General features: G+C 34.7%; 24 protein-coding genes and 1 riboswitch. Of the genes, 13 read left to right on the top strand and 11 right to left on the bottom strand.

What is annotated here, in order from left to right; translation table 11 throughout:
• The first annotated feature begins 167 nt into the window (after window positions 1-167).
• On the top strand, window positions 168-713 hold the full coding sequence (rfbC, locus tag EGI22_RS05735; protein ID WP_255067025.1) for a dTDP-4-dehydrorhamnose 3,5-epimerase: 546 nt from the start codon (window positions 168-170) through the stop codon (window positions 711-713).
• 186 nt (window positions 714-899) lie between these two features.
• Window positions 900-1,652, top strand: a complete 753-nt coding sequence (locus EGI22_RS05730) for a tyrosine-protein phosphatase (RefSeq protein WP_255067024.1) — start codon at window positions 900-902, stop codon at window positions 1,650-1,652.
• Here EGI22_RS05730 and rlmB read toward each other — a convergent pair.
• Window positions 1,649-2,461, bottom strand: coding sequence for a 23S rRNA (guanosine(2251)-2'-O)-methyltransferase RlmB (gene rlmB, locus EGI22_RS05725; protein ID WP_255067023.1), 813 nt, complete (start codon window positions 2,459-2,461; stop codon window positions 1,649-1,651). The two genes, EGI22_RS05730 and rlmB, sit on opposite strands and share 4 nt — an antisense overlap.
• Window positions 2,434-3,711 carry a GWxTD domain-containing protein gene (locus tag EGI22_RS05720; RefSeq protein WP_255067020.1) on the bottom strand — a complete coding sequence of 426 codons (1,278 nt, stop codon included), beginning with the start codon at window positions 3,709-3,711 and terminating at the stop codon, window positions 2,434-2,436. The genes rlmB and EGI22_RS05720 overlap by 28 nt, the downstream gene beginning before the upstream one ends.
• A 70-nt stretch (window positions 3,712-3,781) precedes the next feature.
• Between EGI22_RS05720 and EGI22_RS05715 the strand changes: the two genes are divergently transcribed.
• From EGI22_RS05715 to EGI22_RS05675, 9 genes are all read left to right on the top strand, one after another.
• A complete protein-coding gene (locus EGI22_RS05715) occupies window positions 3,782-4,147 on the top strand; it encodes a group III truncated hemoglobin (RefSeq protein WP_255067018.1) in 366 nt (121 codons plus the stop codon).
• A 277-nt stretch (window positions 4,148-4,424) separates the two neighbouring features.
• On the top strand, window positions 4,425-4,925 hold the full coding sequence (locus tag EGI22_RS05710; protein WP_255067016.1) for an MOSC domain-containing protein: 501 nt from the start codon (window positions 4,425-4,427) through the stop codon (window positions 4,923-4,925).
• Between the two features lie 43 nt (window positions 4,926-4,968).
• Window positions 4,969-5,295: a hypothetical protein gene (locus EGI22_RS05705; RefSeq protein WP_255067015.1), complete on the top strand. Its 327-nt coding sequence runs from the start codon at window positions 4,969-4,971 to the stop codon at window positions 5,293-5,295.
• Between the two features lie 142 nt (window positions 5,296-5,437).
• Entirely contained in the window at window positions 5,438-7,075 is a 1,638-nt protein-coding gene (locus EGI22_RS05700; protein ID WP_255067013.1) for an ABC-F family ATP-binding cassette domain-containing protein, read from the top strand.
• A gap of 115 nt (window positions 7,076-7,190) precedes the next feature.
• Window positions 7,191-7,535, top strand: coding sequence for a hypothetical protein (locus tag EGI22_RS05695; protein WP_255067012.1), 345 nt, complete (start codon window positions 7,191-7,193; stop codon window positions 7,533-7,535).
• An 85-nt stretch (window positions 7,536-7,620) separates the two neighbouring features.
• Window positions 7,621-8,922, top strand: a complete 1,302-nt coding sequence (locus EGI22_RS05690) for a hypothetical protein (protein ID WP_255067010.1) — start codon at window positions 7,621-7,623, stop codon at window positions 8,920-8,922.
• Between the two features lie 82 nt (window positions 8,923-9,004).
• A complete protein-coding gene (locus EGI22_RS05685) occupies window positions 9,005-9,286 on the top strand; it encodes a rhodanese-like domain-containing protein (RefSeq protein ID WP_255067008.1) in 282 nt (93 codons plus the stop codon).
• Between the two features lie 264 nt (window positions 9,287-9,550).
• Window positions 9,551-10,174 (top strand): bifunctional 2-polyprenyl-6-hydroxyphenol methylase/3-demethylubiquinol 3-O-methyltransferase UbiG, encoded by a 624-nt coding sequence (locus EGI22_RS05680; protein WP_255067007.1) that lies wholly within the window; start codon window positions 9,551-9,553, stop codon window positions 10,172-10,174.
• A 74-nt stretch (window positions 10,175-10,248) separates the two neighbouring features.
• Window positions 10,249-11,127, top strand: coding sequence for a cupin-like domain-containing protein (locus EGI22_RS05675; protein WP_255067005.1), 879 nt, complete (start codon window positions 10,249-10,251; stop codon window positions 11,125-11,127).
• Between the two features lie 6 nt (window positions 11,128-11,133).
• On the opposite strand, the gene metX is transcribed toward EGI22_RS05675, so the two are convergent.
• Both metX and EGI22_RS05665 read right to left on the bottom strand, forming a co-directional pair.
• Window positions 11,134-12,153 carry a homoserine O-acetyltransferase gene (metX, locus tag EGI22_RS05670; RefSeq protein ID WP_255067004.1) on the bottom strand — a complete coding sequence of 340 codons (1,020 nt, stop codon included), beginning with the start codon at window positions 12,151-12,153 and terminating at the stop codon, window positions 11,134-11,136.
• Between the two features lie 63 nt (window positions 12,154-12,216).
• Window positions 12,217-13,506: an O-acetylhomoserine aminocarboxypropyltransferase/cysteine synthase family protein gene (locus EGI22_RS05665; RefSeq protein WP_255067002.1), complete on the bottom strand. Its 1,290-nt coding sequence runs from the start codon at window positions 13,504-13,506 to the stop codon at window positions 12,217-12,219.
• 107 nt (window positions 13,507-13,613) lie between these two features.
• A riboswitch (SAM riboswitch) is annotated at window positions 13,614-13,735 on the bottom strand.
• 48 nt (window positions 13,736-13,783) lie between these two features.
• Between EGI22_RS05665 and EGI22_RS05660 the strand changes: the two genes are divergently transcribed.
• Window positions 13,784-15,073 carry a hypothetical protein gene (locus tag EGI22_RS05660; protein ID WP_255067001.1) on the top strand — a complete coding sequence of 430 codons (1,290 nt, stop codon included), beginning with the start codon at window positions 13,784-13,786 and terminating at the stop codon, window positions 15,071-15,073.
• Here the strand turns inward: EGI22_RS05660 and EGI22_RS05655 are convergent.
• Genes EGI22_RS05655 through EGI22_RS05645 form a run of 3 tightly spaced genes read right to left on the bottom strand, consistent with a single transcriptional unit; the run spans window position 15,070 to window position 18,702 of the window.
• Window positions 15,070-16,269 carry a hypothetical protein gene (locus tag EGI22_RS05655; protein WP_255066999.1) on the bottom strand — a complete coding sequence of 400 codons (1,200 nt, stop codon included), beginning with the start codon at window positions 16,267-16,269 and terminating at the stop codon, window positions 15,070-15,072. The genes EGI22_RS05660 and EGI22_RS05655 overlap by 4 nt on opposite strands.
• Complete coding sequence (locus EGI22_RS05650) at window positions 16,270-17,454, bottom strand: hypothetical protein (RefSeq protein ID WP_255066997.1); 1,185 nt, start codon at window positions 17,452-17,454, stop codon at window positions 16,270-16,272.
• Window positions 17,455-18,702 (bottom strand): hypothetical protein, encoded by a 1,248-nt coding sequence (locus EGI22_RS05645; protein ID WP_255066996.1) that lies wholly within the window; start codon window positions 18,700-18,702, stop codon window positions 17,455-17,457.
• A gap of 128 nt (window positions 18,703-18,830) precedes the next feature.
• Between EGI22_RS05645 and EGI22_RS05640 the strand changes: the two genes are divergently transcribed.
• Window positions 18,831-19,292, top strand: coding sequence for a nuclear transport factor 2 family protein (locus EGI22_RS05640; protein WP_255066994.1), 462 nt, complete (start codon window positions 18,831-18,833; stop codon window positions 19,290-19,292).
• Window positions 19,293-19,294: 2 nt separating this feature from the next.
• On the opposite strand, the gene EGI22_RS05635 is transcribed toward EGI22_RS05640, so the two are convergent.
• The 4 genes from EGI22_RS05635 to EGI22_RS05620 all read right to left on the bottom strand — a co-directional run bounded on the left by EGI22_RS05635 (window position 19,295) and on the right by EGI22_RS05620 (window position 25,531).
• Complete coding sequence (locus tag EGI22_RS05635; RefSeq protein WP_255066992.1) at window positions 19,295-19,900, bottom strand: DUF4337 family protein; 606 nt, start codon at window positions 19,898-19,900, stop codon at window positions 19,295-19,297.
• A 9-nt stretch (window positions 19,901-19,909) separates the two neighbouring features.
• Window positions 19,910-20,350 (bottom strand): hypothetical protein, encoded by a 441-nt coding sequence (locus EGI22_RS05630; protein WP_255066991.1) that lies wholly within the window; start codon window positions 20,348-20,350, stop codon window positions 19,910-19,912.
• Between the two features lie 236 nt (window positions 20,351-20,586).
• Window positions 20,587-22,185, bottom strand: a complete 1,599-nt coding sequence (locus EGI22_RS05625) for a hypothetical protein (protein ID WP_255066989.1) — start codon at window positions 22,183-22,185, stop codon at window positions 20,587-20,589.
• An 88-nt stretch (window positions 22,186-22,273) separates the two neighbouring features.
• Window positions 22,274-25,531, bottom strand: coding sequence for a hypothetical protein (locus EGI22_RS05620; RefSeq protein ID WP_255066988.1), 3,258 nt, complete (start codon window positions 25,529-25,531; stop codon window positions 22,274-22,276).
• Between the last annotated feature and the right edge of the window lie 322 nt (window positions 25,532-25,853).

Below are 25,853 nucleotides of genomic sequence, written 5' to 3'. Positions count from 1 at the left end.
AATAAGAAAGAAATCGTCTAGAATATCAAATATGGACTTTTAAGGCTATGGCTTTTTTCTAAAATTTTACACAATTCCAATTTGCAAAAAATTGAAAATGCTTTTAAAATAAAAAATCAGATAAATTATTTCTAAATTTACGGGGAATTTATACCAAACGAAAATACATGGATTTTAGAGAAACGAAGATCAAGGGACTTTTTGAAATTACACCGAGGGTTTTTCATGATGATAGAGGTTACTTTTTCGAAACATTCAGCCAAAAATTGTTTTCAGAAAACATAGCAGACCTAACATTTCTACAAGACAATCAATCTTTCTCTACCAAAGGTGTTTTGCGAGGTTTACATTTCCAACATTCTCCCCATGCACAAGGTAAACTCGTTAGAGTGATTTCGGGTAGTGTTTTAGATGTAGCTGTTGACATCAGACCCGATTCTCCAACTTTTGGTCAATACGAATCTTTTATATTGAGTGCAGAAAAACAAAATATGGTGTTTATACCCGAAGGTTTTGCACATGGATTTTCTACACTTGAAGATGCCATATTTGTGTACAAATGCACCAACACCTACCATAAAGCCTCAGAGGCTGGAATCATCTTCAATGACCCAACACTTAATATTGACTGGGGAATAGAGAACCCAAATGTTTCAGAAAAAGATCTTGAACTTCCTACTTTTTTAGAAATAAAAACCACGTTAAAAGGTTAACTACAAACCACTTATTCGCACACACTACCTTTAGATTAGTTTATAAAGGAAAACACCTCGTTGGCATTATTAATGCTGAAAAACATATACAAATCAATTGATTTTCGACATTTTAATTGAGCTAATAGAAACTGTTTAATAGCCAAAATAATTCTATTTTAACTCAATATTCTTGAATCTATACGCATGTTTAAAAATTTACAAAAAAATTGTAATTTATTTTTAAATCAAGGTCAACAAATTGTTGATGTAGATGTGCATGCACACGTCCTCCCGTTTTTAGACAACGGCCCAAGTTCAATTGAAGAATCCTTAGATATGTGCGACATGTTGGCCAATTTGGGCTTTCGACAATGTATAGTGACTCCACATATTATGTCGATATATTATGAAAATTCCGAAAAAAACATAATTGAAATTTGCTCTGATCTGCAAAGTAGAATTGAAGAAGCCAATATTCCGATTAAACTAAAAGCTGCCGCTGAGTATTATATCGATGAATCATTTATAAAAAAATTAAAGTCCTTTTCGCCTTTGCTAACGTTAGACGACAATGAATATCATATTTTGATAGAAACAGCTTTTCTGAATGAATTCAATTTTCTGCAATATGCCATAGAAAGACTCTTAATGTTTGGTTACGCACCTGTAATGGCTCACCCTGAAAAATTCAATTACCTTTTTGAAGAAGATAAAAAAATTAATATACTTAGAAAAATGGGACTGAAGTTTCAAGTAGATTTGGATGCATTTCTTGAGTCTGCCATAAAAACAAAAAAAGACAACCTAAAATACCTGATCAATAATAACTTAATAGATTTTGTTGGCAGTAATGTTCATAGCCTAGACAGTGTGGTAGATCTAATGAATTTAAAAGAAAACGCCAACTTTCAGCAAATACTAAAAGCTGGCGTCCAAAATCAATGCCTTAGATTTTAAGAGAAATCTCTTTGTCTTACAACCTCAAACAATATTACTCCTGTAGCCACTGATACATTTAAAGACTCTACTCTACCTTTTAAAGGGATTTTGACCCGAACGTCTGACTCCGCCAACAAATTCTCAGAGATACCGTCTTCTTCAGAACCCATTATAATCACTGTCGGTAAGGTATAGTCTGCTTTGTAAACAAAATCATTTGATTTTTCGGTACAAGCCACTACCTGGAAGCCTGAGTTTTTTAAATATTTTATGGCATTCCAAAGATCGTTTTCTCTACAAACTGGCACAAAGTTTAATGCCCCAGAGGATGTTTTCATTGCATCGCCATTGATTTGTGCGGCACCTCTTGAAGGCAACACGATGGCATGTACGCCGCTACATTCCGCCGAACGGCATATCGCACCGAAGTTTCTAACATCGGTAACTCTATCCAACATCAATATCAAAGGCACTTCGCCTGTTTCAAAGGCAGAAGTTACCACATTAGACAAAATGGCAAAATTCACCGTAGAAACAAACGCAATAGCACCTTGGTGGTTTTTCATGGTCACTCTGTTGAGTTTTTCCAATGGCACCCTCTGAATAGGCACTCCACGTTGTTTGGCTAGAATCTCGATTTCTTCGAAATGCTTGAGGTCTTTCTGAAGGAGCAGTTTATCTATTTCTTTGTCTGATTTTAGGGTTTCTAAAACCGACTGGATTCCGAAAACAAAATCCTCTTTGTTAGGTCTATTTACTGGTTTATAAAATTTGCGAGGGGATTCTCCACCACGATCTACTACTCCACTACGTTTCCTGTTCTCCATGCGTCAACAAAAGGATACCAAAACGAACTGTATTCGGGGTATCTGACCAGCTCAAAATTTTGGTCAGTGAATGCGTTCGATTTTCGGTAAAATGTAAAAATTATTTCTGAATTATTTGAATTTTGAGCATACAGCCATACTTCTCGCTGTCTATTTCTTTGTACTCTTGATGGCGGCCCCATGATTACGAACACCATACCTTTGTCTGTTTTCCAACCTTCTTTGTAGCTCGTAAACAGCTTATTGGCATCAGCCACACGTTTGTAATAGGTTTTTATCAATTGCTTTGCCATGGCTTGGTTGCCCTTGCTGACATTTAAAAAATACATATCCAAAGCTTCTTTTGGGTCTTCAGTAGTTTTCAGTTCTTCTATCTCTTTTGGGGTACTCATATACACCAAAGAAGCCCTTAGAGCGTCAGCTTCTGTATCTCTTGGGAAACGCTCACCTACTACCATAAACCCATACCCATCTGTATGATTGTCAGGATCTTGGGTTAGTACATATACACCTTTATCTTTTATTGAAGTAGCCTTTCCAGGAATAATCTCCAAGGTTTCTAAAGCCTCAAACTCCGCCAAAGGATCTCTTTTACCAGCAGACATTGGCGATAGTGCAGGTAAAGAATTATTGGAATATCTTTTTAAATATAATTTCTCAATACTAGGATTTATGGATTTAACCACAAAAGTCTCGTTTTCAAACAAATACGGTGTAAAATTAGGAAACTCAGAAGATTCTTTGTCGTAGAGTAAATATCTGGTATCAACTTTTTTTGCATAAAAATCTATGGGCAAATCATAGGTGTACTTTGTAGCTGCATCAATATCTATAAAATCCATTACCAAAACCGCCGACTCCAAATCTTTCAGCTTTGGCACATCAAATGTCATTTGGTAGGCATTTTCCGTTTTTGTTACATACTTTTCAGAAAACTCCAATTTGCCAGACTTCAAACGCTCTTTGGTGCCATATTCTGGCAAAATAGACCATTGAACTCTAAAAATCTTATTGAGTTTTTCAAAACTTATGTCTCCAGCTAAATTGTCAAAATTTACCAAAAGGAAAACTTTTGCCGACGTAGAATCTACAAAATTGTATTTTCCGTTAATTGAAGAAACGACAGGTTTTGATTCTCTTGCTCTGCCCCTATCTAATACGGCAGATTCTTTGGAAACAGGCTTTTTTTGTTGAACTTTGCATCCAACGGTGGTGATTATCAGCAGAAGAAAAATGAATGAAAATCTCATCAAAAAACAAAGGTTAATAATACATTAACGTAAGCTGAGCGTTAAATGTTGATGCAATATACTAAATTTTATGAAAGATATAGAAAACCGTGAAGACGTGGTGAAATTAGTAGATACTTTTTATGACAACGTTTTAGCTGACGAACAACTCGCTCCTGTTTTTGGCCCTTCGGCACACCATTGGGAACAACACATCGTGAGAGTATATAATTTTTGGGAAAACTGGCTGTTTCAAACGGGCTCCTACACAGGCGGTATGATGTGGGTACACATGGAACGCCATGCTACGCACCCTTTAACCACCGAACTTTTTGAGCGTTGGCTGGCTTATTGGATTACGTGCACGGATGCTCTTTTTGCAGGAAAGAATGCCGAATTTGTAAAATCAAAAGCTTTGGAAATTGGGCAGATATTGAATGCTAAATTGAATGGGTGAATGGTTGATTTGTTATTGGTTGATTTGTTAAATAGTTATTTGTTGATTAGTTATTTGTTGATTGGCAATTAGTTGATTGGTTAATTGGTTATTAGTTAATTAGTTATTTGTTGATTGGTTATTAGGGAATTAATTTAAATATTTTAGGCAAAAATTGTATTGATTAATCAAATTGTCGAATCAAATCTTTTATTTTAAATTTCCAAAATGATACATCGTTCAAAACATTTTTCCACCATAATATCTTTAAAAGTGAAATTAATTTAAAAATCAAAAAATGCTCATTGACAAAGAAGAATCTCCATTTAAGGCCCTTTTCGAAAACTTTACACAAATAGGCGAAGTGGTTTGGATGGGCTTAAGGCCTGCTACTCGGAAAGAAATGAAGGCGATAGAAGAAGTAAATGTAACCGAAACTGGTCTTGAAGGTGACAGAGCTACTAAAAATAGCCCTGCAAATAAAAGACAAGTAACACTGATTCAGAAAGAGCATTTGGCAGCAGTAGCATCATTTCTTGGTAAAGAAAACATAGATCCAAGTCTTACAAGAAGAAACATAGTAGTAAAAGGCATAAATCTAAATGCATTAAAAGGTCGACAATTTAAAATTGGTGAGGCAATTTTAGAAATGACGGGATTTTGTTATCCATGTAGCAGAATGGAACAAAATTTAGGCAAAGGAGGATTTAATGCCATGCGAGGCCATGGAGGAATAACGTGCAGAGTAATAAAAACTGGCAAGATCTTGTTGGGCGACAAAATGGAGTTGACTTTGTAAGTTTTTAACATTCAGAACATTGGAAAACAAAAAACAGAAATTATTGACCCCAAGAAATTTTGCGATTAGATTAGCAAAATATTCATTTTTTGCATTCATTCTTATATTTTTCTCGGTAGGTTTTGGCACAATTGGCTATTGGTATTTTGACAAAATCTCCTGGCTTGATAGTTTCTATATGGCTTCTATGATTTTGACAGGAATGGGGCCAGTTTCTGAGATGACCAATGATTCCGCAAAGATTTTCTCAGCTTTTTATGCATTATACAGCGGAGTTGCCTTTTTGAGTATTACTGCCGTATTTTTTGCCCCTATCATTCACCGATTATTACATATTTTGCATGTAGAAGACGAAGAAAATGCTGATTAAGTTTATCTTGGTTAAGTACTTTATTTAATTTCAATCCAAAACTTAAATCTTTAATAGCCTTTATCCTTAACATTATTTCAATTCTTGATTCGGCCTCTTTGTTTTTTGGATTACCTTTGCGTTTTATTTTAAAAACAAAAAAATGATTTCTGTAGACAACGTAGGGGTAGAATTTAGCGGCACGACTCTTTTTTCTGATATTACATTCAACATAAACGAAAAAGACAGGATAGCATTGATGGGCAAAAATGGAGCTGGAAAGTCTACTTTGCTCAAAATAATAGCCGGCGAAAGCAAACCCACCAAAGGCAAAATATCTGCTCCCAGCGATGCGATTATTGCGTATTTGCCTCAACACTTACTTACAGAAGACGACTCGACTGTTTTTGAGGAAACCGCGAAGGCTTTTTCTACAGTTTTGAAAATGAAAGAGGAAATAGAAGCCCTCAATCATCAATTAGAAACCAGAACAGACTATGAGTCAGACGAATACATGGACATCATCACGCAAGTATCTGACTTGAGCGAAAAATATTATTCGATAGAAGAAATAAACTACGATGCCGAAATAGAGAAAATACTGAAAGGTTTGGGTTTTGAAAGGGAAGATTTCCTCAGACCTACTTCGGAGTTTAGTGGTGGCTGGAGAATGAGAATAGAGTTGGCAAAAATTTTATTAAAAAATCCAGACTTGATACTTTTGGATGAGCCTACAAACCACTTGGACATTGAGTCTGTACAGTGGCTTGAGGACTTTTTGATCAATAGCTCAAAGGCAGTTATTGTGATTTCTCACGACAGGGCTTTTGTAGATAACATTACCAATCGTACCATTGAAGTGACCATGGGCCGAATCTACGACTATAAGGTAAACTATACGCACTATTTGCAATTAAGAAAAGAGCGTATGGAGCAACAGCAAAAGCAGTTTAACGACCAAGCCAAAATGATAGCTGAGACCCAGGAGTTTATTGACAGGTTTAAAGGTACTTACTCAAAGACGCTCCAGGTACAGTCAAGAGTGAAAATGCTGGAAAAATTGGACATTGTAGAAGTTGACGAAGTAGACACATCAGCGGTTAGTATTAAGTTTCCTGTGGCTCCACGTTCTGGTAATTATCCCGTTATTGCTGACCATGTTACCAAAAGCTATGGAGATCATTTGGTGTTCAAGGAAGCGAATATTACGATAGAAAGAGGTCAAAAAGTAGCATTTGTTGGTAAAAATGGTGAAGGAAAATCAACCATGGTGAAAGCCATAATGGGTGAAATCGACTTTGATGGTGATCTAAAAGTTGGGCACAATGGCTACATTGGGTATTTTGCACAGAACCAAGCCTCTCTACTTGACGAGGATCTTTCGATTTTTGACACTGTAGACCAAATAGCGGTGGGCGATATTCGTACGAAAATTAAAGATTTATTGGGAGCGTTTTTATTCAGAGGAGATGATTTGAATAAAAAAGTAAAGATGCTTTCAGGAGGTGAAAAAACCAGATTGGCTATGATAAAGCTTCTGCTTTCTCCTGTCAATTTGCTTATTCTCGATGAGCCCACCAACCACTTAGACTTACGTACCAAAGATATTTTGAAAGAAGCTTTAAAAGCCTTTGAAGGTACAATAATTCTAATTTCACACGATAGAGACTTTTTAGATGGTTTAGCAGAAAAAGTTTTTGAATTTGGAAACAAACGCGTTCGGGAACATTTTGAAGATATCAATGGATTTTTGAGAAATAAAAAACTGGAGAACTTGAGAGAAATCGAAAGAAAAAATTGATATTTATTTTAATATTTTTTTGGACTTTTCTTTGAAAATAAGATAAATCTTAAGTTTGTAGTTAAATAAATAAAGAAAGAAAATTACTTTTAGTCTCTACTAACAAGAAAATTGATTGGTTTTACTGAATAAATATTCTCGCTTTTTGATTCTTTCGGCAGTATTTATACTATTGCCATGGATTTCTACATTTGCGGGAGGAAGAAATTTTGAAAAAGAAAAAGCCAAATCATACAGTTCTAGTCAACAGAATAAGAAAACAATTTATTTTTGGAGTGAAAACTTCCAGGAAAACGAAGAAGAGCATTCTGATGATGCATTTCAAGGGTTTCTGCCTGCAAATACTGTAAATTGGCAACTCACAAAGGAAACATGGATTCCGACCGAATACTCAACATTTTTTAATAGAAGATTAAAAGCCAGCCTTTTATTCATCCTTTTTCGAAACCTCAGACTCTGAGATTTTCCCTATTGCTTAATTTCCTCTTTAGTTTTCCAACACAAGAAAACTACTATTCATTTTATTTCGAAAATTCAATAAAATCATGATAAAAAAAATCATTTTGGCTCTTTTTGCCATATCAGTTTTCACGTATTCTGCTTCTGCTCAAAGCTTTAAAGACGGCAAACTCACTTTGAATGAAAGTGGCTCTCATTATTTCAAAATCACGGCTTTGTCTCAAATTTGGCTTCGAGACATGAACTACAATCCTGGCTCAACGCTTTTTGGATATTCAAAAGAAAAAGGTGCAGATTTAGGAATTAGAAGGTATAGAGTGCAATTATACGGACAATTGACTGACAGAGTTTTTATTTACAGTCAGTTTGGAGAAAATAACTTTAGCAATATTTCAGACCGCAAATTGGGCTTTTTTGTTCACGATGCACTAGGTGAATATTCCATAGTGAAAAACAAACTCTCAATGGGTGCTGGATTAAACGCTTGGAGCGGACTTTCGAGATTCTCTTCACCTTCAGTTGGTGCTATTTTAGGCGTTGATGCTCCTTTGTTTTTACAGTCAACAAACGATGTAACGGATCAATTCCTAAGAAAACTTTCGGTTTATGCCAAAGGCAAATTGGGCAAATTGGATTATAGAATTAGTTTGGCAGACCCCATGTCTTTCCAAAAAGCTGCCTCATATTCCGGCGTAGTAAAACCTATATCGAATTTCTCTTCGAAACCGCCAAAAATGCAGTTAAACTCTTATTTGCAATACCAATTCAAAGACCAAGAGAGCAATCTTACGCCTTATATGGCGGGTTCGTATTTGGGCAAAAAGAAAGTGTTTAACATTGGTGCAGGTTTGGTTTACCAGCCGCAAGCCATGTGGCACTTGGCAGAAAATGCCAAAGACACCGTTTTAACCAACATGGTACAAATAGCCGCCGACGTATTTTATGATGCACCTGTAGGAACAAAAGGTCAAGCAATTTCGGTTTATGCAAACATAACGAATTTCAATTTCGGACCTAATTATATCAGGAATCAAGCGGTTATGAATCCTGTAAATGGCACCACAAACGCCAATTTAATGAATGGAAGCGGAAATGGTTTCCCTGCCATTGGCACTGGAACGGTTTTCTACACACAAGTGGGATATAAACTCAATGACAATGCCTTGGGTAAAAACACTTTCATGCCTTATGCTTCAATCCAATCAGCAAAATTTGAGAGACTCAATCACCAAATGAATTATATTGATTTAGGATTGAATATGTACATGACTGGAAATACCTCAAAACTTACTGCTGCCTACCAAAACAGACCTTTGTTTGACAATTCGGGAAATTTCACGGAGCGAAAAGGCGGATTTATTTTACAATTCCAGACGTATTTTAATTAAAGGAAAAACGCATTTGTAACAATTCTCACCTTCGATGATTTTTATTTGGCTGAAATTTGTAGAAAAATAAAACAAAAAAACAATGATAGAGAACATAATTAAAAACAACGAAGGAACAATAGTAGACGTAAGAACTGTTGGCGAATTTATGGGTGGAAATGTGGCTGGATCTTTAAATATTCCATTAAACGAAGTTCAAGCTAGATTGGAAGAGATTAAAGCATTGAAAATGCCATTGGTACTATGTTGTGCATCTGGCGGAAGAAGTGGACAAGCAACTGCATTTTTAAAAGCCCAAGGTGTGGATTGTTACAATGGTGGATCTTGGTTAGATGTAAACTATTATGCTGCTCAGGCGGTTTGATTGGTTAGTTAGTTAGTTATTGGTTGATTAGTTAATTGGTTAATTAGTAATTGGTTGATTAGTAAAATAGTTATTGGTTAATTGGTTATTGGTTTACTAGTTGATTGGTCTAATGGTTATTAGTTTATTGGTAGATTTGTTATTAGTCGATTAGTTTTGGGTGTCTTGATAGCTTTCGGGAGGTTTTAAATTTATAAGTCAATAAATCAGATTTACTTTTCTTGGATAGACAATTATTAAATATTACTGTAAGAATGCTCCGAAATGGGGCATTCTTTTTATATTAGAGATATGAAAGAATTTTGGAACGAAAGATATAACGAAACAGAATATGCTTACGGAGAAAATCCGAACGTATATGTAGAAGAAAAACTCAAGCAATTTAATAAAGGCAAAATACTGTTTCCATGTGAAGGAGAAGGTAGAAATGCAACTTATGCTGCTAAAAACGGCTGGGTGGTTTTTGCTTGTGATATAAGTGAGGAAGGAAAAATAAAAGCTGAAAAATTAGCCCAAAAATATGATACCAATTTTGACTATCAAGTCTGTGATATCCTTGATTATCAAGCTGAAGAAAATTCGTTTGATGCAATAGTTTTGGTATTTGCTCATTTTCCAGAAAGCATCAGAAAAAAAGTACACCATAAATTACTATCCCTATTAAAACCAGGCGGTGTGATAATCTTGGAAGGCTTCAATAAAAAACAATTAGGAAATCCTTCTGGCGGACCAAAAGTATTGGAAATGCTTTTTAGCAAAGAAATGCTTTTGGAAGATTTTGAGGAATGTGAGGTTTTAGAATTAGTAGAAAAGCCTACTATTTTAAGCGAAGGAAATTATCATAATGGTACTGCAGAAATAATAAGTGGGATTTTTCTAAAGAAATGAACATTTTTTATACAATTTAAGGAACATATCGCCGTTGGATTTTTGTTGTGAGTTCATAAAAAATCTAATATGATATGGTAGCCAATAAATCAATTGCATTAGACTTGAATAACCACATAGACGTGGTTGAAAACATCAGCCGAGAGGATTTTCAAAAATTCTACATGTTGCCTCAGCGGCCAGTTATCATCAAAAATCTTTATGGGAAAGACGCCAAAGTTTATAATTGGACTTTCGACTATTTCCAAAAAGAACTGGGAAATATAGACGTGGGTGTTTACGATGACGAATCAGACAAAAAGAAGGATGATAAATCGTATAAAAAGGCTCCTAGAACCATGAAGTTTGGAGAATACCTAAGTCTGATTCAAGAAAGACCCACCACAAAACGACTATTTCTTTTTAATGTATTCAAATACAAAAAAGAACTTCATGAACATTTTACTTTTCCTAATATTGCCGATAAAGTACTAACTTTCTTGCCTTTAGCATTTTTTGGTGGACAAGGAGCTATAACGCGTATTCACCGCGACATGGACAATAGCTGCGTGTTTCTTACCGAATTGGCAGGATATAAAAGAGTGGTTTTATTTGACCCAAAATATTCTGATGCTTTATATCAATATCCTTTTTCAACGCATACGTCTATTGACGTAAACAATCCTGATTTCGAAAAATATCCGGCATTAAAAAACGTAAAAGGGATAGACTGCACCATTGGGCCTGGAGATACCATTTTTATGCCAGCTGGCTGGTGGCATCATATAGAATACAATACTGCGGGCTTGGGTTTTGCCATTCGCTCTTTGAGTCCTCATATTAGTGATAGACTTTTAGGATTTTGGCAAGTAGGTATCATGACACATTTAGACGAGCTTTTCAACAAAGCCTTTGGTCAAAAATGGTTTGATTGGAAGATCAAAAATGCAAAAAAGAGAGCGGAAAGAAATTAAAAAATCTTAATTGGCTTTCTCCCAGTCAGCTATTGCGTTTGTCATAGCCTCAAACTCTATCAAAAACCCATCGTGACCGTAGGTGGAATCGATCTCTACATATTTTGCCTCTGGAGTATATTGAGCTATTCGCTCCTGCTCTATTGGCGGAAATAAGATGTCAGAGGTAATTCCAATTACCAAAGTTTTTGCTTTTACATTTTCCAAGGCTTTTTGTAAACCGCCTCTGTTGCGACCCACATCGTGAGAGTCAAACATTTTAGAAAGTGTCCAATACGAATAGGCATTAAACCTCCTCAAAAGCTTCTCTCCCTGGTAGTTTTGGTAAGTATTGGCTCTAAAAAAGTCGATTTGTCCTGCATCTCTCGACTGGGTTCTGTTGTAGGTTTCGTAATTTCTATAGGATAAAAGAGCTATCGCCCTAGCTACTTTCATGCCCTCCATGCCAGCATCAGGCGTGCTTTTTTCCCAAGTAGGATCATTCTGAATGGCCATTCTTTGGCTTTCGTTAAACGCTACTCCCCATGGTGAATGTACGGCATTTGTCGAAAACAAAATTTGTTTTTCTATAATATCTGGCTCTATCAAAGACCACTCCAAGGCTTGTTGCCCTCCCAAAGAACCGCCTAAAAGATAAGCTATCTTATTAATTTCTAAATTTTTACGTAAAACCACAAATGAATTTACAACATCCCGAATAGTTATAAATGGGAAATCATGAAAATAAGGATCTCCTGTTAAAGGATTTATACTTAAAGCATTTGTACTGCCATAGTGAGAGCCCAAAACATTCACACAAATCACGAAATATTTAGAAGGATTAAACCGACGTTTTTCGCCTATCAATCCGCTCCACCAATCTGATGGATTGGCATTGCCAGTAAATGCATGACAAACCCAAACCACATTGGATTTATCCTCATTGAGATCGCCGTAAGTTGTATAAGCCAATTCCAGTTCGGGTAACCATTCGCCGCTTTCTAGTTGAAATGGAGTCTCTTGCTTAAATATGTGATTTTTGACCATATAAATTCGATTCGAAAGAATAAAAAATCCTCTTCTAAAAAATTTTAGAAGAGGAAAAATATATTATGCTAAAGCTTGCGTAATGTCCGCTTTGATATCTTCTATGTGTTCAATTCCTAAAGATACTCTCAAAAGATTCGGATCCACACCTGCTGTTAATTGCTCTTTTTCAGACAATTGCGAATGCGTCGTAGAAGCCGGATGAATAATAAGCGTTTTTGAATCTCCAACATTAGCCAAATGCGAAATAAGCGAAAGACTATTCACAAATTTTTCAGCTTTAGCTCTATCTCCTTTTAGTTTGAATGATAAAACTCCACCAAAACCTCTCGTAAGATATTTTTTTGCCAAAGCATGTGAAGGGTGACTTTCTAAGCCAGGATATGAAACAGACTCAATATCAGGATGTTGCTCCAACCATTTTGCTAAAGCCAAAGCATTTTCGCAAGTTCTTTCTACTCTTAATGAAAGTGTTTCTAGGCCTTGAATCAACAAAAACGAGTTGAAAGGTGATTGAGCAGGACCCCAATCTCTTAGACCTTCTACCCTACTTCGGATAATGAACTGAATGTTGCCAAATGGTCCACCAATACCGAAAACGTCATTATAAACTAATCCATTATAGCTAGGCGATGGTGTGGTAAACTGAGCGTATTTTCCATTTCCCCAATTAAAAGTACCACCATCTACTATCACGCCACCCATAGTTGTACCATGGCCTCCAATCCACTTTGTGGCAGATTCCACTACCACATGAGCACCGTGCTTGAGCGGTTGACAAATAGCTCCACCTGCTCCAAAGGTATTATCTACAAAAATTGGCAAATCGTATTTTTTAGCCAAAGCCACAAAACCTTCAAAATCAGGGACATTTAAGCCTGGATTTCCAATAGTTTCTATATACAGCAATTTAGTTTTATCATCTATCAAAGCTTCAAAACTCTCCAAATCGTTACCATTGGCAAACCTTGCCTCCACGCCTATGTTTTTGAATGAGTTTTTAAATTGATTAAAAGTACCTCCATACAATAAGCTACTCGTAACAAAATTATCGCCTACAGTTGTGCAATTGTTGATAGCAATAAACTGAGCTGCATGCCCAGACGAAATAGCCAAAGCGGCCACGCCACCTTCTAAAGCAGCTACTCGTTTCTCAAAAACATCGTTGGTAGGGTTCATGATTCGGGTATAGATGTTCCCGAATTCTTTCAAAGCGAACAAGTTAGCACCGTGCTCTGAGTTTTTAAATTGGTAAGCGGTAGTTTGATAAATTGGTACCGCTCTAGATTGAGTAGTTGGGTCAATCTCTTGGCCTGCATGTAATTGCAGCGTTTCAAATCTTTGATCTGACATGTTTGTAAATAATTAATAAATAAAACAATGCATTGCCCGAAAGCAATTCCAGCTCCGATTTTCGGAGATAGCATAAAACCAACAGGAATTTTGAAAATCGCTTGATTGGTTTATAAGTCCTAAAGGCCACTTTTGAGCCACTTAGGTAGGTATTGGCACCTTCTCGACGAGAATCGTCAGGTTGCCCGAGTTTCAAAGAGCCTATTCTCTCCACTCGTCTTTATAAATCAATCTTTCAGCTTTTTGAAATAGAAGAAAGAATTGATGATGCAAAACTATGAAAGAAAATCAGAAAACAAAAAACTATTTTGAATTAGAAATTCTTAAAATAAGTAATCGGAACTATTTTTCATTGAAAATCGTATTTAGTCCGATACCAATTTTGTCTTTGATGATAAAGAGTTTTTTTAAAAAATCTAAAGAAAGTGCTTTCACGTTTCAATTGTACGGGTCACTTTCTGAAATTGAGAAGGATTGGGATAATAATTTACCAGAAAACCACCATCTCAATAGCACCAACTTACATTTCTTAGAGAATAACACATCAATAAAAGGGCATTATATTGTTGTAAAATCTGGAACTGAGACTGTTGGTCAGATATATCTCCAAAAAGTGGTTGTTCCATTAAATACTCTCGGCTATAGCTTACAAAATATTGAAAAGATAAAATTCCTGACTAATTCTATTAAAAACATAAGTTGCGGTTTGGATTTTTTGGTTTGTGGAAATATTTACCGACCTAATCAAGAAGGTTATTTTCTAAAACCTGAAATCATTAAAGAAGATGTTTTCAAAGAATTTATACCTTTTCTGGAATCAGAAGATAAAAGCCTAGACTTTTCGGGATTGTTGATTAAAGAATGCTGCTCACCATTGAATGGCATCCAAAAAATAAAACCAATTCAGCAAGATGTTTCGATGGAATTGAACCTTAATCCATCTTGGTTGACTATTGATGACTACGTAGGTGATCTTGACAAAAAATACAGAAAACGCTTCCAGAAGATAAAAGAAGCAGGTTTAGCTTTGAACAAAAGAGAATTGACTGAAAACGATTTAGTGAATTTCAAAAACGAAATATTTGCTCTTTACAATCAAGTATATAGCACACAAGACTTTAAATTAACAGAGATTTTCGAAGACTATTTTATTAATTTAAAAAAGTCGCTAGGCGAAAAATTGAAAGTATTTGGTTTCTTTGAGGAAGATAAATTATTGGCATTTACCACCCATATTTACAATGAAAACCAACAAATGGAAATCCATTATATTGGTTTGGATTATGATTTTAACAAAAAATACAATCTATATTTCAACATCCTGCAATTTGGCCTCGAACACGCCATAAACGACAAACAAATATCTTTAGAACTTGGTAGAACAGCACAAGTAGCCAAGGCTAGTTTAGGAGCCAAACCAACGGCAAACTTCAACTACGTATATTTCAAAAAACACGTTTACAGTTGGAGTTTCCAGCTATTTTTAAGAAAAATGTACAAGAACATTGAGTCAGAATGGGAAGTTAGAAGTCCTTTTGCTGCTAGCGTTTTAGTAGACCAAAATTAATCCAAATTAACAATTTTGGCTGTTTTCATAATATCAAGAGCCATTTCACAATTCGGCACAGTCGTTTCTTCTAACTGTGCGTTTGATGTAATCAAAAAATAGCTATTTTTCAAAACTGAGTATTTGGCTTTTTCGAAAATTAGTTCATCATCATCCAAAAACAAATCAGCATTCACAAGGCATTTCATGCTGTCAGGAATAAGAATTATTTCAGGCGTATAATAAATCAAACTGGTTTTACTCTTTAATGCATTCTTGCAAGCGTCGGTATTTTCAATATTGATTTTTGAAAATAGAACTCTCTCATTATCTCTAAAATTTAAAAACAACTGCGGAGCAAGATCTCTGTGAATTGTTCCGTTTTTTACTGCTTCAATAATTTTCTGGTCAAAAAGCACCTTCTTTTGTTCAGATATAGCTATAAAAGGAATAATTTCACTTCGTGTACCTCCTTCTTCAGTTGGAAGAATTCTGAATTTGTACTTTTGAATAGCATCTGAAAATTCATTTCTATAAAAATTTATTCCTTTCACGTGCAAAACTTCCTCACTTACAATTCCATTTTTCAAAACATAATCAACTATGTATTTTTGAGCTTCCACAAACAATTCGCTACTTTTTATTGCATTTAATATACTCTTAGATTTTGCTTCGCTCTCGTCTAAAATTTCATCTTTTTTATTCGCGTCAAAATCTCTACGAGTCATCCTTTTTAATTCACCATCTATTACTAAGAAAACCATAAGATTTTGATTAACTTCACTGTATAAAGAATCAAATCTACTTAAATTCTTAATCAATTCTTTATCTTCTTTTTCCTCAGCCATTGACTGAAATTGTTCGTACACGAATTTATAATTTGCCCATTCGCTTTTTATTTCTTCTATCTGAAACACTTCTTTTTTTTCTAAATCTTCAGCTGGAATTCCCTTTTGAGCCAATTTTAGCAATAGAGGTTTCGCTCCTTCAAAGTCCTTCAACATAAACTTGCAAACCACCGCATTAAAAATGTCACGAGCCAAAGGTTTTTTCACAGCGGAAAATGCTGAAGCATAATGTGTAAAAGATGCTTGATAATCATCTTGTGTATACGCAAGCTCAGCTTTGTTTATCTCTGGATAATACAATTTTCCGAAATCTTCTTGAGCAAGCGAGATTAGCGGTAAAAAAAATATTAGAAGTTTTAATGCTTTCATTTATTTCTCCTGAACAATCGTGGCACCAGCTATCATATTTTGAGCTACTTCGCAATTCGGTACTGTAGTTATTTCAAATTGTGAAAATGCATTTGAGGTAATTAAAAAATATTGATTCTTCAAAACAGAATATTTGGCTTTTTCGAAAAGTAATTTATTGTCTAAAAACAGGTCTGAATATTGTAAATATTTCATATCGTCTTTAATTATCGAAACCTTTGTTGAATAATAAATCATGCTATTCTTATTTTGTAAATCTAGGCTACATGATTCTGAATTTTCTATATTAATTTTCTTGAAAATAACTTTCTCTTTCTCCTTGAAATTTAAAAATAATTGGGAGGCTACATCTCTATGAATAACTCCATTTTTTACCGCTTCAATAACCTTTTGATCAAAAAGCTCTTTTTTCTCTGATGATACACAGGAAAAAGGATCACTTTCTCTAACAATACTTTCTTCAGTAAAAACAATTATATATCTGAAATCCTGTATAGTATTTAATAATTCATTTCTATAAAAATTACCGAATTTTACATGCGAAGATTCTTCGTCATTAAACCCATTTTTTATTACATAATCAACCAAAAAGTTTTGAGCTTTATGATATAATTCACTATTTATTAAATTTTTTTTCAAAATCAGTTCTTTTTCTTTCAGAATATCATCAACATTTTTGGTCGAGTCTTTAGGTAAATACTTTAGTTCATTGTCTAAAATTTTTCGAAATATAGAGTTTTCTTGATTTTGTTTAAATAACTCATTTATCGTATTAATATTCTCGATAAAATCTTGGTCTTTTTTTTCTTCAAGAATAGAATAAAACTGCTCATATACGAATCTGAAATTCGCCCATTCAGCCTTAATTCCTTCTATCTGAAACATTTCCTTCTGCTCTAAATCTTCAGCTGGAATTCCTTTTTGGGCCAATTTTAACAACATTGGTTTCGCTCCTTCAAAGTCCTTCAACATAAACTTGCAAACCACTGCATTAAAAATATCGCGAGCTAAAGGTTTTTTCACAGCGGAAAATGCTGAAGCATAATGTGTAAAAGATGCTTGATAATCATCTTGCGTATACGCAAGCTCAGCTTTGTTAATCTCTGGATAATACAATTTCCCGAAATCTTCTTGAGCAAAAGAGATTAGCGGTAAAAAGAAGATTAGAAGTTTTAAAGCTTTCATTTATTTTTCGTGGACAATTGTGGCCCCAGCAATCATATTTTGAGCTACTTCGCAATTCGGTACCACCGAAGACTCTAGCGTAGAACGGGTATTTAGAATAAAATATTTGTTTTGATCTATGGCAAATTCCTCTTTCTTAAATCTATCTTCCAAAGTTTCTAAGCCATATTTTTGTCGGATTTTATTGTATTCTTTTTGCTCATCCTTTGTTAAAGTATTCTTTTTCAAAAACTTAACATTATCTAAATCGTCAAATTCTTTGTTGCAATTATTATTATTTTCAATTTTTAAAGTAAAAGAAGTCACCCGTATTTTTTCTGGAATATCCCTTTCTGATGACTGTGAAATGGCCAATTGTGGACTCAAAATACCTTGAGAAACAGCTTCTTGTAATCGACTATCTAAATAAGATATTTCCTCCTCATTCATCCAATCTGCCAGTTTATTAACCGCTTTTCCGTTCTCAACAATGATTTGAGGTTTGTTAAACATAAAAAAATTCAGAAAAGAAAACATATCATGGTCGTGGGTATGAAAAGTCTCCACCTGGCTAGTGCCATCGCTCAAAGCCATTTGGTTTTCCATAATGAGCAATAGTATCTCTTTGGCTTCGTGATAAATTTCTTCTGTATTTATTTTAATAACAATGGATTCTTTTTCCATCTCTGCTTTTGTATAAACCCTAATATTTTCTTTGGCCTCATTACTAATTGACGAAAAAAATCCAGAATAATCTTTCCTTTTTATCGCAAACTTTTGCTCGTCTGCTCCATTTTCAATTAAAATAAAATTCTCAGAAAGCATATCCATCAATTTGGACCTAAGTAAACTAAGATTAGAGAAATGATATTTCAAAAAATCATTGAGCTCTTTGGGTTCATAAAACTGCTCATAACTAGGTTTAAACATTTTCCAGGCATCTTGATTATTGCCTATCTCGAAAATCTCTAGTTGTTCTAAAGTTTCAAGATTAACGCCCCTTTGGGCCATTTTGAACAAGTATAACTTAGCCCCTTCAAAATCTCCCTGATATAATTTACAGACTGTAGCATTTAATAAATCACGAACCAATGGGCTTTTTGTCTGTGAAAAAGCTTTAAAATAAGATTCACTTGCATCAGTATATTTCTCTTCAATAAATAGCAATTCCGCTTTATTTATCAAAGGAAAATAAGTTTTACGAAAATCAGGCTGAGCAGAAAGCGTAAAAAGTTTAAATACAAAAAAGAGAATAAAGCTTAAACGCATATATTTTTATGTGATTTTATCAATGCAATATAGAAATTGTAAGAAGCCAATGTTAAATATTAATAAATCATTAACATTTTTTTCAAGAAAAGAATATGGCTATTTTTATAAAAAAAATTGGATTCGTTATGAATAATGCAGAATTAATAGAAAATTTCTACCGTGCTTTTCAAAGCAAAGATTATATAAGCATGCAAAATAGTTATGCACCTGATGCAACTTTTAGCGATGAAGTATTCCAAAATCTCAATGGCGTTGAAGCCGGAAAAATGTGGGAAATGCTGATAAAAGCAGGCAAGGACATGGAATTAAAATACCAAATACTAGAATCAAAAGATGATACCATAAAAGCAAGATGGATAGCGAAATATACATTTTCAAAAACTGGCCGCATGGTGATAAACGACATAAAGGCCGAATTCAAAATCAAAGACGGCAAAATCATAAGGCATCGAGATAAATTTGATTTTTACAAATGGAGCAGACAAGCCTTGGGCTTTTCTGGATTATTATTGGGTTGGACTCTTTTTTTAAAAAACAAAGTAAGAGCAACAGCCATGAGTGGTTTGAAGAAATTTATTGAGAAATGAAATTAAACTACCAAACAAAATCCACCATAAGATATACCTATGGCTCCAAGAACCAGCGTGGCATAAAAGAAAAACAGTTTTAATTTTGCTTCTTGAAGTATAAGTGCAAGCCCTCCGAGCATTAATGAAATCTGCAAAAACATCGACGATAGAGCCATTTGGTCACCTTTATTTTCATAGAAGGTGATTTTTTCTTCCCATTCTTTGGCACCTATTACTTTCCCTAATTCTCCATCAACATCCTGCACCCAGTTGTCTTTCCCCACAGCTTTTGAGCCTTTCAGTATCTCGGTTTTCTCTAATTCGTATCTGTGTACTTTCTTTTTCAGCTTCTCCAAATCTATTTCCAAAAGATCTGCATCACCTTTCCCAATCGTTTTAGATTTTATGAGCGTTTCTATTAAGCCAACTTGTCCTTCTACGAGGTTTTGTTTAATACTTTTGGATTGTTGCCACTGGAAAGCCCCAGCTTTTTCATTTACGGCTTTCAGCTCTTCTGCCCCAAAGTTATCATCCATTATTTGCACGAAAGCTAAAAAAGAAGCAATTATCGTTATTATTAGGCCAGAAGTAGTTTCAAATCGGTCAGGTTTTGGTTCTAAAAACATTGCTATAATTTATTTCAGTAAAACAAATTTTATTTTTTCTTCATTTTCTGCATTCGACATTTCCAAACGCACATATTTTGTATTCACCAAATTATCAGGAGCTACATAAATTCTATTACAGATAGCCAATTGTCTAACAAAATCGTCTACGACTTTGTCTTCAGTCGCGTTTTTTATCAAAGATTCAAGCTCAACTTTATAGTTAAATCCCTTGGTAAAACCTGAGCTCACTTTTAAAATATTGTATTTGCCCTTAAATTCCAGCGTTTTGTATTTACCCTTAAACTTTCCAGAGTTGAAATCAAACACAATTTCAACTTTAGATTTCTCATAAAATTTCTCAACTTTCTCAAAACTATCAGGAATCTCTTTTAGCATTTTGTATTTTTCTACAGGCATAGTTATTACAGGATGATCCGTTTTTTTGCATGCAACTATTAAAATGAACAAATTGAGAAAAATAAAACCAATTTTCATGTGGAAAAATTAAAGATAATTTGAAAATTTTTTCAAACAAAAGTAGATATTTTCTTGAATTCCAGAAGATTTCTTGGCAAAATTTAAAATCCCCATATGTATTCTAAACGTTTTTGAACAAAAAACAGCAGAAAATGCAGGTTAATATTGGAAGAATTTCAGCAAAAAACAAAAATAATATCAATAAAAAGCAGAACTGTTTGTACTTCTTATTTGCTTCTTACTCGCTGTGAAAGGGTCACAAAATATCGATTATAACTAGCCGTTGGCTCAAAAGTACCTTCATAATTTATCATAAATGAAGTATTTTTTTGTGTATAAAGATTTAAGGAAGCACCCAAAATATTTTGTTTGAGATTTCCCTGTTCTTGGTTAAAAAACGCATAATCCACCTTTCTATAACTCAACTCTGTTGATAATCTCCCTTTCATCAAATATTTGTTCAGTCTAGCACCATATATTATCCCATCAAAATAATAGGTATTCATAATATTTGCACTAAGATTCAAGGAGGTATTTATGGCAGGAAGTTTCGAGAAATTCAAGTTAATATTATAGTTTTTAGTTGGATCTGGTCGGCTCTCTTGATATCTATAAAAACCCGTTGCGTTTAGGTTCATATACTTCGAAAAGTGATAATTCACATTTAAACGAAAACCCTGACGTGTCTCTTGATTGACCAATTGATCAATATAAGACCTGTACGTTTCATAATATATCACATTTCTTCGGTTGTCATAGGATGTGCTAAAACTCAAAACCTTAAACGGCTTATAGCGAAGAGAAAGGTAAGTGCTTGTCAAATTAACGTTGTGGGTTTTTATACTATCTATATTTTGATATAAATCCACTTCTATTGAATAAAACAAATAGAGATTTTTAACAATTGAATTGCTGTGTTGAAAATACGCAAATCTTCTGTCTGTTATACCATTGTTTTTTTTATCAGCAAAAGCTATACTTGTAGAAAGAGCTCCATTACCTTTTTCTTTTTCATGAGCTATAAATGCTCCATATTGAAGCAAATTGGCATTAAATCCATAATCATTCACATCTGGCCTAAAGCCTCCAAAACCTCCCAAAATAATATTTTTATACTTGTTTTCTACTTGTAATCCATCTATAGCTCCCATGTTTGCCATTCGCAAATTCAACTTCCTTCCTACTGAAAATGTGGAATTCTTTGTAGGTTGGTAAGTTAGAGCCAAATTGTATACTTTAAAATTATCATTGAAATTCTTTTCGGTTTGTAGGGAGTTCGTACTATTTCTATAATTTACATAACTCTCGAATGAAAATTTACCATCTTTTATATTATAAATATCAAATGCCACAGAAGTCCTCACTCTGTTATAGGCTTTTTCGGACTCTACCATGCTTCCGTTGGCCGAAACCATGATTTTGCCATTGTAACTTTGCTTCCTTTCCGTATCCTCAACAATCTTTGTTATCACTCTTTTTTCTGGCTCAACCTTTTTTTTAATTTGGGTCAAAGCCAATGTATCCTCTTTAATTTCTTTTTTAAAATACGATACTTTATCTCCAGCTATTATTTTTTCAGCCCCAATTGGCGTTGTAATAAATGATTTTGAAGAGACCATTTGCACAACCAATGATTTTATCCATTGCTCATTCACTAAAACCATCAATGTATCATTTATTTCTAAATCTTTGGTATTTTCAAATCGTACATAAATGTTTTTTGCATTAACAAAAGTCACAATTCCTTCCACACGACCACCGACTTGAGCCAGTGCAATTTGACAGAAACTTATTAACAACAAGGAAATTAAAAATATTTTTTTCATTCGGATAAAATTTCAAAAAAGGACTTGAAGTCTTCGAAAAAACAATACTAAAGATATAGAAATAGGCTGAATCCGATAAATTCAATTATTATCCTCTACCTTGTGGGTGGCATGATAGGCAGGCATTGCTATCATAAACATAATTTTTATTATTCTTATGTTCTTTATCAGTGCTAGATTTACCATGACAACTAAAGCAGCTAAACATACTGTAATTTCCAGCTGAGGTATGACAATCCGTACACTTATTCCATTTCCCTTTGTGTTTACCACTATAAATTGGAAAATATTGAGCATCGTGGTTAAATGAGGCAGGTTTCCAAGCATTTTGACTGTGACACTCTGTGCAATTTGTTGAAAAACCAGAAGAAGCATGATTTGGACTAGCACTATTATATTTATTTGAGTGACATCCATAACATGTATTAGGCGTATTATTAAAATTTCCACCGGCATGACACGATGTGCAACTAGATGCTATATTGGCATGTGCTCCAACCAAAGGATAAAAATTGTTATGGTTGAAAGTTGAAGGCCTCCAGCCAGGGTTTGTGGTATGACAAGACGCACAATCTCTTGAAAATCCAGATGACGCATGGTTCGGGTTACTTGCCGAATTGTACGCCCCACTATGACATGAATTACAATCTGTTGGGGTATTATTAAAATTGCCACCTGCATGACAAGAAGTACAACTTGAGGCTATGTTTGCGTGTGCACCCGTCAATGGATAAAAATTATTATGGTTAAATGTCGAAGGTCTCCAGCCTGGGTTGGTTGTATGACAAGAAGCACAGTCTCTTGAAAATCCTGACGCCGCATGGTTTGGATTGCTAGCAGAATTGTAAGCCCCGCTATGGCAAGAATTACAATCTGTCGGTGTATTATTAAAATTACCCCCAACATGACATGAAGTACAACTTGAAGCTATATTGGCATGAGCACCCGTTAGAGGATAAACATTATTATGGTTAAAAGTAGAAGGCCTCCAGCCTGGGGTTGTCGAATGGCAAAACGCACAATCTCTTGAAAATCCTGACGCCGCATGGTTTGGATTAGTCGCTGATTCAAATGCTGCACTATGGCATGAATTACAATCAGTTGGAGTATTTGTGACTCCACCTGCATGACATTGTACGCAATTATTTGCCACGGCTGCATGTGCACCGGTCAATTGATAATAATTGTCATGATTAAAAGTTGAAGGTCTCCAACCTGGATTTGTAGTATGACAAGAAGCACAATCTGTAGAGAATCCTAATGTGTTATGGTTAGGATTGACAGAAGCTTTATAATTAGCATTATGACACGAATTACAATCAGTAGGAGTATTTGCAACACCTGCCGCATGACATTGTACACAGTTAGAAGCCACAGACGCATGAGCACCTGTCAATTGATAATAATTATCATGATTAAAAGTACTTGGTCTCCAACCCGGATTGGTAGTATGGCAAGAGGCACAATCTGTAGAGAATCCTAATGTGTTATGATTAGGATTGGCGGCGGACTGATAATTTGCATTATGACAAGAATTACAATCATTTGGTGTATTAGTAACTCCCGCCGTATGGCATTGCACACAGTTTGTTGCTATAGCTGCGTGAGCACCTGTTAGTTGATAATAATTATCATGATTAAAAGTACTTGGTCTCCAACCTGGATCAGTGGTATGACATGATATACAATCAGTTGATAAACCAAGCGTTACGTGATTTGGACTTGCTGCAGATTGATAATTGGCATTATGGCAAGAATTACAGTCTGTAGGTGGGTTTTTATAATTACTACCATTATGACATTTGTTACAGTCACTAGCCACAATTGCGTGTCCACCAGTCAATGGGAAAAACCGATTATGATCAAAACTAGTTGGTGACCAACCAGGATTGGTTGTATGGCATCCTGCACAATCTGTGGACATACCCAAATTTGCATGATCTGGATTTTTCGCAGAGGTATAATCATTTGTATGACATGAATAACAATCTGTTGGTGTATTTGCCACTCCACCCTGATGGCATTTGGCACAATCACCTGCAATATTGGCATGAGCACCCGTTAGCGGATAGAAATTACTATGATCAAATGTTGACGGCCTCCAACCAGGATTTGTAGTATGACAAGAGGCACAATCTGTCGACATTCCAAACAGTGCGTGATCGGGATTCTTTGTAGCTGTATAATTAGAATTGTGACAAGAATTACAATCATTAGTCGTATTGCTATATTTCCCTCCAATATGGCATTCATTACAACTTAATGATTTGTGAGCACCTGTAATTGGATAAAAAACATCATGGTCTGTAAACAATGCAGGCGTCCAACCTGGAGACGTGGTATGACATGCCACACAATCCGTAGAAAAACCAATGGTGGCATGATTTGGATTTTGTGTAGCTTGATAATTGGCGGTATGGCATGAGGCACACTCATTAGGCGTATTTTCGTAATTTCCACCTTTATGGCATTCCACACAATTATTAGAAATTGTTTGGTGAGCACCCGTTAAAGGATAAAATTGATCATGAATTGGAAACTGTGCAGGTGCCCAGCCTGGCGTGGTAGTATGACAAGAAACACAATCAGTGGAAAAGTTTAATTTAACATGGTTCGGATTCAATGTTTTATTGAAATCTACTTTATGACAAGCCTCGCATTCAGTAGGCGTATTATTAAAATTACCGCCAATATGACATTTTTCGCAATCTTGAGCTATCGCAGCGTGACCACCTGTTAAAGGATAAAACTCGTCGTGGTTTGGAAAAGTTGAAGTTGCCCAATCGTCTTTCGTTAAGGTGTTATGGCACGCCGAACAATCAGTTGACATATTTAACTTTACATGATTCGGATTTACAGTTTTATTAAAATCTTTGTTGTGACAGTCAATACAAGTTTGGCCAATAGGATTAAACCTCAGTTTGGTGTCTGTAACGTGGCATTGATTGCAATCAACTGTTTTATGGACACCTACTAAAGGAAAAGAAGTTTGTTCATGTAAACTAGAAATATTTTCAACTATCCAAGACTTAGTCGTATGACATCTTGCACAATCATTTCCAACGGTTTGATTGTGCATATCAGCATGACAAGATTTACAATCTGCTGAGGTATTTACAAAATCTGATTTTATATGGCAGGCATTACAATTAATATTTCTATGCTCCCCGTCTAACAAAAAACCTGTAGTGGCGTGTTCAAAAGTATTCTTCGAACTAAAATCCCAACTTCCTGATTCATGGCATTTGGCACAATCCATCTTAAAGCCTTTCCCATGCGGAGACTGTGCTTGCAATGCACAGCTTAGGGTAAGTAGAAAGATTAATATTTGTGCTTTTTTTAACATTTGTAATTTTAAGGAATTTGGTAAATGTCGATTAAAATAGATTTTATAATTCAATTCTATTTTTAAACTAAAAAAAGAAAATTTCAGATAAATAAAATTAGCTTTAATCTGATTTTAATACCCTTAAATGTACCTACGTGGATAATTCACAATCTGATTCCATGTCAAATTGTTTAAATAGAAATCTATTACTTTGAACTTTGCAGGCTAGACACTTTACTTTCTAATCTAAAAACCTAAGCACCTTTAAACCAAGACCTAAAGATTATAACAATTTCAAAAGCTCGAATTTTAAGATCTAAAGATTAGTAAAAAAAACTTC

It is taken from the genome of Lacihabitans sp. LS3-19, assembly GCF_024343575.1.
Lineage (GTDB): Bacteria > Bacteroidota > Bacteroidia > Cytophagales > Spirosomataceae > Leadbetterella.
Note: the sequence above shows the minus strand (reverse complement) of the source record. Positions and strands in the feature narration are given on the sequence as shown.